This is a genomic window from Streptomyces sp. NPDC057010, from assembly GCF_042673805.1.
In the GTDB taxonomy this organism is placed as follows: Bacteria; Actinomycetota; Actinomycetes; order Streptomycetales; family Streptomycetaceae; genus Streptomyces.
In genome coordinates this window covers 1-13,681 of sequence record NZ_JBHUSC010000091.1, presented here as the reverse complement: position 1 = coordinate 13,681, position 13,681 = coordinate 1, and the positions used below count along the sequence as shown (strand labels likewise).

Here is a 13,681-nt window from a genome sequence, read left to right as displayed (position 1 = left end):
CCGGGGGGGCGGCGGGCGGGGCGGGGGCCCCGGGGGGGGGTGTCGTCCGGGACGGGCTTCGATGTTCGGCGCCCTTTCCGGGGTTGCTTCGTCGGGCGGGGGCTTGCGCCGAATTCATCTCGTTTTAGTCCCGGCCGACACCCCACCCCGTCCCCACCCCCGGCCGGCACGTCCAGTCCCGTGCGGGCAAAATCCAGCCCCTCCGGCGTTTGAGGAGCGGGTCCGGGCGGAGCCCGGGGAACGGGGGAAGGGCGGGTAGGGGACCGCTCCGCGCAGCGGTAGCCGAGTCGGGCGAGGGCCGCAGGACGAAAATGGGAACATCGGCTGATCCGATTGGGGGATTTGTCCGCCGCGCTCCACACGGGTCGTCGCTCTGCGTGAACTACGCTCGGGATCCCCGAAGCCAGGGGCAGCGAGAGGAGCGGATCCGTGGCGGATTTCGTCGGGCGGCGGCGTGAGCTCAAGGAGCTGCGCGAGGACATCGCACGGACCGGGCTCGACACCCTCTCCGGCCGCAAGGCCAAGGCGCCCCGCGCGCGGGTCCTCCTGATCGCCGGGCGGCCGGGATCCGGCCGGACCGCGCTCGCCGAGGCCTTCGTGCGGGAGGTCGCCGATCAGTACCCCGACGGCGTGCTCCGGACCAGGCTCACCACCCCCGGCGGGGAGAGCGTCGCCACCGACCGCGCCGTCCGGGGGCTGATCGAGGGCCTCGGCCGGACCACACCCCCCGGCGCCGGCGAGGACGAGCTCAGCTCCACCCTCCGCACCGCACTCGACGGCCGCCGCGTGATCATCCTGGTCGACGACGCCGACGACCCCTTCCAGGTCGACGCCCTGCTCCCGGACACCCCCGAGTGCCTCGTCGTCGTCACCGCCGAGGGCCCGCTCACCGGGATCCCCGACGTCCGCCCCTGCACCCTCGGCGGGCTGGAAACCCCCTCCGCCGTCCAGATGCTCGCCCACCGCATCGGCGACACCCGCGTCACCGTCGACCCCCTCGCCGCCGAGGCCCTCGCCGAGGAGTGCGGGGGCCAGCCCGCCGCGCTCGCCCTCGCCGGCGGATGGCTCGCCGCCCACCCCAAGGCCTCCGTCGCGGACGTGGCCAAGCAGCTGCACGACATGCCCGCGGGCACCGGCGGTCCGCTCGGCCGCGCCTTCCGGCTCGTCTACGAGTCCCTGCCGCAGCCCGCCCAGCGCACCCTGCGGCTCCTGCCGCTCGCGCCCGCCGGCACCGTCGACTCCCACACCGCGTCCGCCCTCGCCGGCTGCTCCGTGGCCGCGGCCCAGTCCACGCTGGACGATTTCGCCGGGCTGGGCCTGCTGCGCAGCGCCCACGACGGCCTGTTCCTGCTGCCCGGCTGCCTGGCGCCCCTGCTCCAGGCCCTGCTGGAGACAAAGGAGCGCCCGGCCGAGGTCCAGCTCGCCCGGGCCCGGATGCTGGAGCGCACCGTACGGCTGCTGCACTCCTGCCGGGCCATGGCCGAAGCGGACGAGGACGGTGTGCTCGGCGTGACCGAGAAGCTGGAGGGCCTCCCGCGCGCCCTGCGGTTCCCCGACCGGCGCGCCGCCGCCACCTGGCTGGACACCCGGCTGCCCGCCCTGTCCGCCGCGGCCTCGCTCGCCGTGGCCGACGGCGAGCTGGACACCCTGGCCCGCCGCCTGGTCGCAGGCCTCGTACGGGCCCTCGCGGAGCACCGCGGCACCGCCGCGGCCGCCCCCGAGCTGTACGGGCTGCACCGCCTGGTCCTGGACGTGGCCGAGCGCCGCGGCCTGCACCGCGAGCAGGCCGCCGCGCTGCTGAACCTGGCCGATCTGGACGCCGAGACCGGCCGGACCCGGGAGGCACTGGAGCGCTACCGGGCCGCGCTGGACGCCGGACGGGCCGCGAATGACCCGTACGCCACCGGTCGCGCGATGGAATCCGTAGGCGGCGCGTACCAGGAGCTGGCGGACTGGCACCGGGCCTCCGACTGGTTCGGCCGGGCCCTCGCCCAGGCCCACGCGCGGGGGGAGCGCGAGGACGAGGCGCGGCTGTACGGACGGCTCGGAAACGTGCACACCTACGCGGGGCGCTACGGGGACGCGCTGCGCAGCTGGCGGGCGGCCGCCGCGGGGTACCGCCGACTGGCCGATGTCCCGGGGCAGGCAAAGGCGTTGAGCGAGATGGCCCGGGTCCAGGAGTACGCCGGCCGGCCCGAGGAATCCCTGCACACCTGCCGCGAGGCGGTGGAGCTCGCGCGCCGTGCCGGGGACCAGCGACTTCAGGCCGCGCTCCAGGTCCGGCTGGCCGACACGCTCGACCGGCTGGGCGACCCCGCGGCCGCCAGACTGCACCGTTCTGCGGCCGACAGATTGCTGGGAGACGACCCCGCAGCCTGCGAAATCCGCAGTGGTTCGGACTAAGATTATTGGTTTGCAAGGCTAGACAGCGCCTCATCCTTCATTAGACTGGCTTCACCACGTCATCCTGTGGTGCATCCCGTTGCGCGTTCTTGTGGGCGGGTATGTATGGAAGTGCCCCCGTTATTCCCCCTGAGTCAAGGACCGTGATCGACGATGAAGGTCGGCATCCCCCGCGAGGTCAAGAACAACGAGTTCCGCGTGGCCATCACCCCCGCCGGTGTCCACGAGCTCGTCCGTAACGGCCACCAGGTCTTCATCGAGCAGAACGCCGGTGTGGGCTCCTCCATCACCGACGCCGAGTACGTCTCGGCCGGTGCCGAGATCCTCGGCACCGCCGACGAGGTCTGGGCGACCGCCGACCTGCTGCTGAAGGTCAAGGAGCCGATCGCGGAGGAGTACCACCGCCTCCGCAAGGACCAGACCCTCTTCACCTACCTGCACCTCGCGGCCTCCCGCGAGTGCACGGACGCCCTGCTGGAGTCCGGCACCACCGCCATCGCCTACGAGACGGTGGAGCTCGCCAACCGCGCGCTGCCGCTGCTCGCCCCGATGTCCGAGGTCGCGGGCCGCCTGGCCCCGCAGGTCGGCGCCTACCACCTGATGCGCTCGGCCGGCGGCCGCGGCGTCCTCCCGGGCGGTGTCCCCGGCACCCACGCCGGCGAGTGCGTCGTCATCGGCGGCGGCGTCTCCGGCTGGAACGCCGCGCAGATCGCCATCGGCATGGGCTTCCACGTGACCCTGCTCGACAAGGACATCAACAAGCTCCGCGAGGCCGACAAGATCTTCGGTACGAAGATCAAGACGATCGTCTCCAACGCCTACGAGCTGGAGAAGGCCGTCATCGAGGCCGACCTCGTCATCGGCGCGGTTCTGATCCCGGGTGCGAAGGCCCCGAAGCTGGTCACCAACGAGCTCGTCGCGAAGATGAAGCCCGGAAGTGTCCTTGTCGACATTGCGATCGACCAGGGCGGCTGCTTCGAGGACTCCCGTCCGACCACCCACGCCGAGCCGACCTTCCAGGTCCACAACTCGGTCTTCTACTGCGTCGCCAACATGCCGGGCGCGGTGCCGAACACCTCCACCTACGCCCTGACCAACGCCACGCTGCCCTACATCGTGCAGCTCGCGAACCTCGGCTGGGTCGAGGCGCTGCGTCGCGACCCGGCGCTCGCCCTGGGCCTCAACACCCATGACGGCCAGGTCGTTTACGGCCCGGTCGCCGAGGCCCACGGTCTCGAGACCCTCGAGCTGAGCACGCTGCTCGGCTGAAACGTCAACGACTGACGTCAATCTCACGTATCCGGCCGGACCTTGCCCGCAAGGTCCGGCCGGACGCGTTTGCGGCATCCCTGCGCACCCGGCTCAACTCGCCTCGAACGTAACCCTTTAACCCTTTCGCACACCCGCGAAACTTCGCGGTGGCACGCCGCACGCCCTTGACAGAGTGGTGTTCGGTTGCCGACACATCGTGCCGGGTCCGGCGGATTGTGTTGCCGCTGAGTGGTGACACGCCATAGAGTCGCCAACCGTCGGCATGGTGCCACGCTGACCTATCGATAAGTGTCCTGGTCACGTCCGAGGAGGTAAGACGACTTGTGAATGAGTCGACATTTGCTCCTGGGGGTGGTCGAGGGCTCGAAGCTGTCGGCTCCGTCGCAGTCCGCACCTTCGCAAACCACCAGCACATGACGACGCCCCAAAAGAGCATGGACGGCCTAGACGTGAACTCCAGGGCCGGCGACCTGAGCGGCGATCAGCCCGTGGGTTTCGCCGACTACGACAATGTGCCCGAGGGGCACTTCTACGACCCCGACGCGGAGTACGAACCGGACCCCGAGTACGCGGCCACCCTCGCCCCCGACGCTGCCCGTCAGCGCCGTGAGCGGATCGGCCCGACCGGACGCCCGCTCCCGTACTTCCCCATCCCGGGTCCGCTGACCGACCACGGTCCGGCGAAGATCATCGCGATGTGCAACCAGAAGGGCGGCGTGGGCAAGACCACGTCGACCATCAACCTGGGCGCCGCGCTCGCCGAGTACGGGCGCCGCGTGCTGCTCGTCGACTTCGACCCGCAGGGCGCGCTGTCCGTGGGTCTCGGCGTGAACCCGATGGAACTCGACCTGACGGTCTACAACCTGCTCATGGAGCGGGGCATGTCGGCCGACGAGGTGCTGCTCAAGACGGCGGTCCCCAACATGGACTTGCTGCCGAGCAACATCGACCTGTCCGCCGCCGAAGTGCAGTTGGTCAGCGAGGTCGCGCGCGAGTCGACCCTGCAGCGGGCCCTGAAGCCCCTGATGGCCGACTACGACTACATCGTGATCGACTGTCAGCCCTCGCTCGGTCTGCTGACCGTGAACGCCCTGACGGCGGCTCACAAGGTCATCGTCCCGCTGGAGTGCGAGTTCTTCGCGCTGCGCGGCGTGGCGCTGCTGACCGAGACCATCGAGAAGGTGCAGGAGCGGCTCAACCCCGAGCTGGAGCTCGACGGCATCCTCGCCACGATGTACGACTCCCGTACGGTGCACAGCCGCGAGGTGCTGGCGCGCGTCGTCGAGGCCTTCGACGACCACGTCTACCACACGGTCATCGGCCGCACGGTGCGCTTCCCGGAGACCACGGTCGCCGGTGAGCCGATCACGACGTACGCCTCCAACTCCGTCGGCGCCGCCGCGTATCGCCAGCTCGCCAGGGAGGTGCTCGCCCGGTGTCACGCCGAGTGAGTCTGCCCGGAGCCGACGAACTGTTCCGCACGACCGGGGGGATGGCCCTCCAGTCGTCCTCGCCCCGGCGCGGGGCCGAGGAGGCGCCCGGCGCGGAGCACTCGGCCGCCCCGGCGGACGGTACGGCGGGGGAGGGCCGCAGCCGGGAGGCGGCGGCCGGTACGGAACCCGGCATGGGCGCACCCCGGCGGTCGCAGGAAGGTTCTGTCAACGGAACCTCCCAGGCGGACCGGCGCGGCAAGGGGCAGGGGCGGGGCGCCAACCGGCGGCCCAGCGGGCGGGAGCGGCACGACGAGAAGATCACGGTCTACGTCTCCGCCGAGGAACTCATGGATCTGGAGCACGCCCGTCTGGTGCTCCGCGGCGAGCACGGCCTCGCGGTCGACCGGGGCCGCATCGTCCGCGAGGCGGTCGCCGTCGTCCTCGCGGACCTGGAGTCCCGCGGCGACGCCAGCATCCTGGTCCGCCGCCTCCGCGGCCGCTGACCCTCGGGCTGCGCCGCCGCTGGGCCGTCGCCGGCTGAGCCGCGCTGCCGGGTGCGGCGCCGTTGCGGGGGCTCCGCCCCCGAACCCCCGCGCCTCAATCGCCGGCGGGGCTGGACTTGGCCGACCTGCGTTGTCGGGTGCGGCACCGTTGCGGGGCTGCCCCTGGCTACCGCACTAGGCTGCTCGTGGCGGCGGGTGCTCCCGCCGGCCTCCCCGGCAGCCTCCTCCGCACCACCTGGACCCCGATGCCCCTCCCCGAATCCGGCCGACCGCCCCGCCGTGTCCTGGGCCGGGGGCCCGGTAGTACTCCGGTCGAGGCCCCTGAGGCCCTCGGGGCGCCCGCTGCGCGCCCCGGACCGGCCGGACCGGGCGAGGCCCCCCAGGAAGCCCCCGCAGCCCCTGACGCCCCCGCAGAGGGCCACGAAGCGCCCGCAGGAGGGCCGGGGGAAGGCCCCGGGAGCGTGGACGCCTCAGACCCCGCGGGAGGCGGCCGGTTCACCCTGCGGCTCGCCAACTTCGAGGGTCCGTTCGACCTGCTGCTCACGCTGATCTCCCGGCACAGGCTCGACGTCACCGAGGTCGCGCTGTCGAAGGTCACCGACGAGTTCATGGCGCACATCCGGGCCATGGGGCCCGACTGGGATCTCGACCAGACCACCGAGTTCCTGGTGGTCGCCGCCACCCTGCTCGACCTCAAGGCGGCCCGGCTGCTGCCCGCCGCCGAGGTCGAGGACGAGGCCGACCTCGCCCTGCTGGAGGCCCGGGACCTGCTCTTCGCGCGCCTGCTCCAGTACCGGGCGTACAAGCGCATCGCCGAGATCTTCGAGGAGCGCGCCGAAGCCGAGGCCCGCCGCTACCCCCGCACCGTGGGCCTGGAGCCGCACCACGCCGACCTGCTCCCCGAGGTCGTCATCAGCATCGGCGCCGAGGGGTTCGCCCGGCTGGCCGTCAAGGCCATGCAGCCCAAGGCGAAGCCCCAGGTCTACGTGGACCACATCCACGCCCCGCTCGTCAGCGTCCGCGAGCAGGCAGGGCTCGTCGTACGGATGCTGAAGGCGCGCGGCGAGGCCACCTTCCAGGAGCTCACCGAGGACGCCGGCGACACCCTCACCGTCGTCGCCCGCTTCCTGGCGCTCCTGGAGCTCTACCGCGAGAAGGCGGTGGTCCTCGACCAGGAGGAGGCCCTGCGGACCCTGACCGTCCGCTGGAGCGGCGGCGACGGCGACGGCATGCCGACCGTGACCGACGAGTTCGACCAGATCGTGGAGGCGAAGGATTGAGCAGCGAAGCGAGCGCGAGCGCGGACGCGAGCGCAGTGGCCGCGCTGGAGCTGAAGCCCGCCCTGGAGGCCGTCCTCATGGTCGTGGACGAGCCGGCGACCGAGGCGCACCTCGCCAAGGTGCTCCGGCGCACCCCGCGCGAGGTCGCGGACGCCCTGCGCGAACTCGCCGACGAGTACACGGTCCAGCGCCGCGGCTTCGAGCTCCGGCTCGTCGCCGGCGGCTGGCGCTTCTACAGCCGGGCCGCCTACGCCCCGGCCGTCGAGGGCTTCGTACTGGACGGCCAGACGGCCCGGCTCACCCAGGCGGCACTGGAGACCCTCGCGGTCGTCGCGTACCGCCAGCCGGTGAGCCGGTCGCGGGTCTCGGCGGTCCGCGGAGTCAACTGCGACGGGGTCATGCGGACCCTCCTCCAGCGGGGTCTGGTGGAGGAGGCGGGGACGGAACCCGAAACAGGTGCGATCCTGTACAGGACGACGAACCACTTTTTGGAGCGGATGGGCCTGCGCGGCCTGGACGAGCTCCCGGAGCTCGCGCCCTTCCTCCCCGAGGCGGAGGCGATCGAAGCCGAGACGCAAGAAGGTGTGCCGTCGTTCGATCCGGACGCACCGGACACTGATGAAGACGACGACAAGACGACGGACATTTGATGCGAAGCAACGGCAACGGCGGCGGCAACAGGAACAGCGGCGGCGGCGGGGGTGGCGGACGCGGTAGCTCCCGCGGCGGCTCCTCCTCCGGCGGCGGTGGCTACCGCGGTGGCGGCTCCTCCGGCGGTGGCGGCAACCGCGGTGGCGGCTCCTCCGGCGGCTACCGCGGCGGCTCCTCCGGCGGCGGCTACCAGGGCGGCGGCTCCGGCTCGCGCGACCGGGACCGCGACCAGGCGCCCCAGCGGCCCCGCAACCCCCGCCCCGAGGAGCGCCGCTACGACGTGGGCCCCGAGGGCGAGCGCAGCCGTGGCGGCGCCCGCGGCGCGGCCGCGCGTGGCGGCGCCAAGGGCGGCCCCAAGACCTCCAAGACCCCCGGCATCGGCGGGGCCGGCGGCCCGCGCCGCGGTCCGGGCAGCCGCAGCGGCCAGTCCCGCCCGCGCGAGCTGGACGCGCGCATCGAGGAGCGCGTGCGCGACCGGTACGCCGACAAGCCGGTGATCAAGACCCCGAAGACCTTCCCCGGTGCCGAGCTGGAGGGCGAGCGGCTGCAGAAGGTGCTGGCCCGGGCCGGCATGGGCTCGCGCCGCGCCTGCGAGGAGCTCATCGAGCAGGCCCGCGTCGAGGTGAACGGCGAGATCGTCACGGAGCAGGGCAAGCGCGTCCAGCCGAAGGACGAGATCAAGGTGGACGGCCTGACCGTCGCCACCCAGTCGTACCTGTTCTTCGCGCTGAACAAGCCGGCCGGCGTCGTCTCCACCATGGAGGACCCGGACGGCCGCCAGTGCCTGGGCGACTACGTCACCAACCGCGAGACGCGTCTCTTCCACGTCGGCCGGCTCGACACCGAGACCGAGGGCATCATCCTGCTCACCAACCACGGCGAGCTGGCCCACCGCCTCACGCACCCGAAGTACGGCGTGCAGAAGACGTACGTGGCCGCCATCACCGGCAACCTGCCGCGTGACATCGGCAAGCGGCTCAAGGACGGCATCGAGCTGGAGGACGGCTGGGCCCGCGCCGACAACTTCCGCGTCGTCGACCAGGTCGGCAGGAACTACATGGTCGAGGTGACCCTGCACGAGGGCCGCAAGCACATCGTCCGCCGCATGCTGGCCGAGGCCGGCTTCCCCGTCGACAAGCTCGTCCGGACCTCCTTCGGCCCGATCGAGCTCGGCGACCAGAAGTCCGGCTGGCTGCGCCGCCTGACCAACACCGAGGTCGGCATGCTGATGCGCGAGGTCGGTCTGTAGTACCGCCCGGTCCAGGCGTGAGAGCCCGCAGTGCCCCAGGCACTGCGGGCTTTTCGCTTGTCCGCCGACCCCTCGCTGTTTATAGTCAGTCTGACCATTAAAACGCCGGGGGAGGTCGCATGAGCTGGACCCACGGGGGTGGACCAGGTTATGAACCCTCCGCCTTCGAGCCGTTCGCGGTGACCGTCGACCTCGCCGTGTTCACCGTGCGGGGCGGACGGCTGCACGTCCTGCTGATCCGCCGCGGGCAGGAGCCGTACGCGGGGGCCTGGGCGCTGCCCGGCGGCTTCGTCCTGCCCCGGGAGTCCGCGGAGGCGGCCGCCCGCTGGGAACTGGCCGAGGAGACCGGCCTGCCGGCGGACCTGGTGGCCGGCCTGCACCTGGAGCAGCTGCGCACCTACAGCGAGCCGGACCGCGATCCGCGGATGCGGGTGGTCTCGGTGGCCTTCACGGCGCTGGTCCCGGACCTGCCGGAGCCGGCGGCGGAGGGCGGCGGCGACGCGGCCGGCGCCCGCTGGGAGCCGGTGGGGGAGCTCCCCGGCCTGGCCTTCGACCACGCGGTGATCCTGGCCGACGCCCGGGAGCGGATCGGCTCGAAGCTGGAGTACACCTGCCTGGCCACCGCCTTCTGCCCGCCCGAGTTCACCCTCGGGGAGCTCCAGGCCGTCTACGAGACCGTCTGGGACACCGCCCTCGACCGCCCCAACTTCCGCCGCAAGGTCCTGGCCACACCCGGCTTCGTCGAGGCCGTACCGGGAGCCGCCCGGCTCACCGGCGGACGCGGCAAACCGGCCGCGCTCTACCGGCCCGGACCGGCGACCACCCTCCACCCGCCCCTGCTCCGCCCCACGGAAGGACGACGATGACGAGGACGACGACCACGAAGCGAGCGGCGACCGGCGCCCTGATCGGCCTGGCCCTGGGCGACGCCCTCGGCTTCCCGACGGAGTTCAACGACGTGCCGTCGATCCTGGCCAAGACCGGCCCGTGGCGGGAGATGCGGCTGCCCCGGCCGGCGATCGTCACCGACGACACCCAGATGACCCTCGCCCTCGCGCGCGGCATCCGCACGGCGACGGGGCGGGGCCGGATCGGCCCGCTGAGGCTGACCCGGCCGGTGCGCGAGGAGTACGTCGAGTGGTACCGCTCCCCGGAGAACAACCGGGCCCCGGGCCGCACCTGCATGACCGCCTGCATGCTGCTGGCGAAGCCCGAGCGGGACTGGCGGGACGCCAGTCAGATCGGCTCCAAGGGCTGCGGCGCGAACATGCGGGTGGCTCCGGTGGGGCTGGTCCCGGGCTGGACCGAGGAGGAGCGGGCGGGCGCCGCCCAGCTCCAGTCGGCCCTCACCCACGGCCACCCGACGGCGCTGGCCGCCTCCGACCTGACCGCGCGCGCCGTGTACCTGCTGGCGCAGGGCACCGAGGTGACGGGCCTGGTCGGGCGGCTGCGCTCGTACGCCCTGGAGAACCGCACCCGCTACCACGAGCGCTGGCTCGGCGACCTGTGGATGCGGACCGCCTCCGACGCCTCGCCCGAGTCCTTCATCGCGCGGGGCTGGGACGACTGCCTGGCGGTCCTGGACCGGCTGGCGGCCGCCCTGCGCACCCCGTCCCCCGAGACCGACCCGTGCCTGACCACGGGCGACGGCTGGATCGCCGAGGAAGCCTTCGCCACCGCCCTCCAGTGCTTCCTGCTCTTCCCGGACGAGCCCCTCCTGGCCCTGCGCCGCGCGGCCTGCACCCGGGGCGACTCCGACTCGATAGCCTGCCTGGCCGGCGCCTTCGCGGGCGCCCACCTCGGCGCGGACGTCTGGCCCCGCGACTGGGAGGGCCGCATCGAGTACCGGGACGAACTCCTGGCCCTCGGCGCCCTCTGGGATGCTTGATCCATGCTGGATGCACTGAGTCTCGACCTGACCCCCGTCGTGGCGGAACAGCCCGACCCGCTGCTCTTTGCCACGGTCTCGGGCGCCCACCTGTACGGCTTCCCGTCCCGGGACTCCGACATCGACCTGCGCGGCGCCCATCTGCTCCCGGCGCAGGCCCTCCTGGGCCTGCGCGAGCCGGAGGAGACCCGCACCCGCATGTGGGACCGGGACGACGTGGAAATGGACCTCGTCACGCACGACCTGCGCAAGTTCGTCCGTCTGATGCTGAACCGCAACGGCTACGTCCTGGAGCAGCTGCTGTCGCCGCTGGTGGTCCACACGACGCCCGCGCACGCGGAACTGGTCGCGCTGGCCCCCGGCGTCCTGACCTCCCACCACGCCCACCACTACCGGGGCTTCGCCAACACCCAGTGGCGGCTCTTCGAGAAGACCGCCGAACTCAAGCCGCTGCTCTACACCTTCCGGGCCCTGCTCACCGGCATCCACCTGATGAGGTCGGCCGAGGTGCAGGCGCACCTGCCGACCCTGCTGGCCGAGGTGCCCGAGGCGCCCGCCCGGCTCGCGGACCTGATCGAGGCCAAGGTGGCCGCAGAGCACGGGGCGTACGAGGGTCGGGCCGCCGACCGGGTGCGGGAGGAGTTCGAGGCGCTCCACGCGGTGCTGGACGCGGCGCAGTCCGACACCGCGCTGCCGGAGCACCCGTCGGCGTACGACGCCCTCGACGAGCTCGTCGTACGGCGGCGGACGCTACGCGGCTGACGCGCGGCGGGCGCGGACCAGGAAGTCCTGTACGCGGGCGTGGTCCGGATCCGCGGGGAGCGCGGTGGCGGCCAGGGCGGTCTCGGTCTCCGTGACGAGACGGGACATCCAGGCGTCGACCTCGTCCCAGGTGAGCTCGCCGCGGCGGACCGCCAGGAGGCGGTCGCGGTACGGGCCCGCGTCGAGGTTCAGGCGGGCCGTGCGCAGCAGGTCGCGGCAGGACAGGAGCAGGCGCAACAGGTGCATGGCGTGCTTCCAGCGCGGGGCGCCGTGGTTGCGGACGTCCGCGAGGAGTTTGCCGCGTTGGGAGGCGGCGTAGCGGCTGAAGCTGGTGTGGGCCCGGCGGGAGAGGAAGGCCCCGCGGAGGGAGAGGAGTTCCTCTCCGACCGGGGTGACGTGCTCCACCAGCGGGGAGTGCAGGCACTCCAGGATGTTCGGGTTGGCGCGCAGGGCCAGTTCGCAGAAGCGCTCCAGCTCCCAGGAGAACTCCTCGTCCCGGGGGCCCTCCACGTGCGTGGGGGGCTTCTCGAAACGCCAGAACAGCGGCGTCGGGGCGAGGTAGACACCGCGCCGGTCGGTGTCGCTCGCCTCCGTCGCCAGCCCGAACGCCCGGGAGCCCATCACACACCGGTAGACCGTGTGGTCCCGTACCAGCGTCAGATCGTCCATCGGGGGAGCCTAGGCACGGGGTGCCCCGCTACGCGAGCGAGATGCTGCCGTCCGCCGCGACCGTGATCTTCTTCTCCGCCAGCGGCTTGGTGGCCGGGCCGTGGGCGACCGCGCCGTCCGTCGCCTGGAACTTGCTGCCGTGGCAGGGGCAGTCGATGGTGCCGGCCTCCACCTTGTTGACGAGGCAGCCCTGGTGGGTGCAGACCGCCGTGAAGCAGCGGAAGGACCCGGCCGTGGGCTGGGTGACGACCAGCTTCTCCTCCTTCAGGATCGTGCCGCCGCCGACGGGTACGTCCGCCGCCTTGGCGATGGTCTTCCCCGCGCCCGCGGGCTGGGACGCCGGAGCGGAGGCGGGTGCGGACGCGGCGGGTGCGGACGAGGAGGCCGCGCCGGCCGAGCCGTTCTCGGCCGGCTTTCCGGCCTCGTCCTTTCCGCAGGCGGCGAGTGCGCCGCCGGCCAGGGTGGCCGCGCCGGCCGCCAGTACCGTGCGGCGGGCGGTGCGCGTGGTGTCGCTCATCAGTTTCTCCTCGCATTGTGGCCGGATGGCGTGCAGCATCCTGGCCTGCGGCGGGCCTCGGGAGAAGCGCGCCGCGCCGTTTCAGGGGCCCGGCTGCCATGGGGCCAGTGAGGCAGGACTGCCGGGAGTGCGTACGACCTCCCACACGTGGATCACGGCGTCCCGGTTCAGCGGGCCGTGCACGTGCGGGTAGCGGCCGCCGGATTCACCCTCGCGGCGGACCTCCGCGGTGAGGGCGTCCTCGTCGAGTTCCACCGCGAGCAGGGTCCCGCCGACATCGCCGTAGCGTGCCTCGGCGATGGCCAGCGCCGTCGCCCGGTCCGCCGAACAGTGCACGAAGCCCTCCGAGTCGAGGGAGGGCGGGGCGTACGGCCGCTCGGGCGCGGCGGTCCAGTCGGCGAGGGGGACGAGGTGGAAGATCATGCCGATCGTTCTACCGCAGTGGCCGCGGGAGTGTGCATCAGGTGGCAGCAGTGTCCGCAATGGGTGACATTGTCCAGTGTCTTGAAGCCGGGTACGGCGCTCTCCGCGCGGCCCGGTCCCTCTTCGAAAGGCATCACGATGGCGGGTAACGACCTCGGCTCCCTTCTCGGCGGCCTCCTCGGCGGCGGCGGTCAGGGCGGCGGTGGCGGCGGCAACATCCTCGGCTCGCTCCTCGGCGCGCTCATGGGCGGCGGCGCCGGTGGCGCCGGCGGCGGCGCGCAGGGGGCCGGGAACGGCAATCCGCTCGGCGGCCTGCTGGACATGCTGACCAAGTCCGGCCTCGCGGGCCCGGCGCAGTCCTGGGTCGGCACCGGCGAGAACCAGCCGGTCAGCGGCACGCAGATCCAGGAGGCGCTGCCCGCCGACACCCTGCAGAAGGTCGCGCAGGAGGCGGGCGTCAGCCCGGAGCAGGCCGCCGACCAGATCGCGCAGACGCTGCCGCGGGCCGTCGACAGGATGACACCGAACGGCCAGGTGCCCTCCGGATCGCTGGAGGACATCATCAGGGCGCAGTCCCTCTGACTCCGCCCGACTCGGCAGTGACCGCGGGCCCGGCGGCCCGTCCCACAGG

The 13,681-nt window shown here is 72.7% G+C and carries 14 protein-coding genes; 11 read left to right on the top strand and 3 right to left on the bottom strand.

Annotated features, from left to right (window positions below):
• Window positions 1-429: 429 nt before the first annotated feature.
• From ACFTXQ_RS35410 to ACFTXQ_RS35365, 10 genes are all read left to right on the top strand, one after another.
• Window positions 430-2,403 (top strand): tetratricopeptide repeat protein, encoded by a 1,974-nt coding sequence (locus ACFTXQ_RS35410; RefSeq protein ID WP_382649443.1) that lies wholly within the window; start codon window positions 430-432, stop codon window positions 2,401-2,403.
• Window positions 2,404-2,556: 153 nt separating this feature from the next.
• Complete coding sequence (ald, locus tag ACFTXQ_RS35405) at window positions 2,557-3,672, top strand: alanine dehydrogenase (protein WP_382649441.1); 1,116 nt, start codon at window positions 2,557-2,559, stop codon at window positions 3,670-3,672.
• A 416-nt stretch (window positions 3,673-4,088) separates the two neighbouring features.
• On the top strand, window positions 4,089-5,126 hold the full coding sequence (locus ACFTXQ_RS35400; RefSeq protein WP_382649438.1) for a ParA family protein: 1,038 nt from the start codon (window positions 4,089-4,091) through the stop codon (window positions 5,124-5,126).
• Complete coding sequence (locus ACFTXQ_RS35395) at window positions 5,111-5,611, top strand: hypothetical protein (protein ID WP_382649435.1); 501 nt, start codon at window positions 5,111-5,113, stop codon at window positions 5,609-5,611. Before ACFTXQ_RS35400 ends, ACFTXQ_RS35395 begins: the two co-directional genes overlap by 16 nt.
• 245 nt (window positions 5,612-5,856) lie before the next feature.
• A complete protein-coding gene (locus ACFTXQ_RS35390) occupies window positions 5,857-6,891 on the top strand; it encodes a segregation and condensation protein A (RefSeq protein WP_382649446.1) in 1,035 nt (344 codons plus the stop codon).
• Window positions 6,888-7,541 (top strand): SMC-Scp complex subunit ScpB, encoded by a 654-nt coding sequence (gene scpB, locus ACFTXQ_RS35385; protein WP_382649432.1) that lies wholly within the window; start codon window positions 6,888-6,890, stop codon window positions 7,539-7,541. The genes ACFTXQ_RS35390 and scpB overlap by 4 nt, the downstream gene beginning before the upstream one ends.
• Window positions 7,541-8,791 (top strand): pseudouridine synthase, encoded by a 1,251-nt coding sequence (locus tag ACFTXQ_RS35380; protein ID WP_382649429.1) that lies wholly within the window; start codon window positions 7,541-7,543, stop codon window positions 8,789-8,791. Before scpB ends, ACFTXQ_RS35380 begins: the two co-directional genes overlap by 1 nt.
• Window positions 8,792-8,910: 119 nt before the next feature.
• Window positions 8,911-9,657, top strand: a complete 747-nt coding sequence (locus tag ACFTXQ_RS35375; protein ID WP_382649426.1) for an NUDIX domain-containing protein — start codon at window positions 8,911-8,913, stop codon at window positions 9,655-9,657.
• Window positions 9,654-10,679, top strand: coding sequence for an ADP-ribosylglycohydrolase family protein (locus ACFTXQ_RS35370; protein WP_382649423.1), 1,026 nt, complete (start codon window positions 9,654-9,656; stop codon window positions 10,677-10,679). The genes ACFTXQ_RS35375 and ACFTXQ_RS35370 overlap by 4 nt, the downstream gene beginning before the upstream one ends.
• A 3-nt stretch (window positions 10,680-10,682) precedes the next feature.
• On the top strand, window positions 10,683-11,441 hold the full coding sequence (locus ACFTXQ_RS35365; RefSeq protein ID WP_382649420.1) for a DNA polymerase beta superfamily protein: 759 nt from the start codon (window positions 10,683-10,685) through the stop codon (window positions 11,439-11,441).
• Here the strand turns inward: ACFTXQ_RS35365 and ACFTXQ_RS35360 are convergent.
• From ACFTXQ_RS35360 to ACFTXQ_RS35350, 3 genes are all read right to left on the bottom strand, one after another.
• Window positions 11,430-12,110, bottom strand: coding sequence for a DNA polymerase beta superfamily protein (locus ACFTXQ_RS35360; RefSeq protein ID WP_382649417.1), 681 nt, complete (start codon window positions 12,108-12,110; stop codon window positions 11,430-11,432). The genes ACFTXQ_RS35365 and ACFTXQ_RS35360 overlap by 12 nt on opposite strands.
• A 28-nt stretch (window positions 12,111-12,138) precedes the next feature.
• Window positions 12,139-12,627 (bottom strand): Rieske (2Fe-2S) protein, encoded by a 489-nt coding sequence (locus tag ACFTXQ_RS35355; protein ID WP_382649414.1) that lies wholly within the window; start codon window positions 12,625-12,627, stop codon window positions 12,139-12,141.
• Window positions 12,628-12,708: 81 nt separating this feature from the next.
• Window positions 12,709-13,050: a DUF952 domain-containing protein gene (locus ACFTXQ_RS35350; RefSeq protein ID WP_382649411.1), complete on the bottom strand. Its 342-nt coding sequence runs from the start codon at window positions 13,048-13,050 to the stop codon at window positions 12,709-12,711.
• A gap of 138 nt (window positions 13,051-13,188) precedes the next feature.
• On the opposite strand from ACFTXQ_RS35350, the gene ACFTXQ_RS35345 reads away from it, so the two are divergent.
• Complete coding sequence (locus tag ACFTXQ_RS35345) at window positions 13,189-13,632, top strand: YidB family protein (protein WP_382649408.1); 444 nt, start codon at window positions 13,189-13,191, stop codon at window positions 13,630-13,632.
• Window positions 13,633-13,681: the final 49 nt, after the last annotated feature.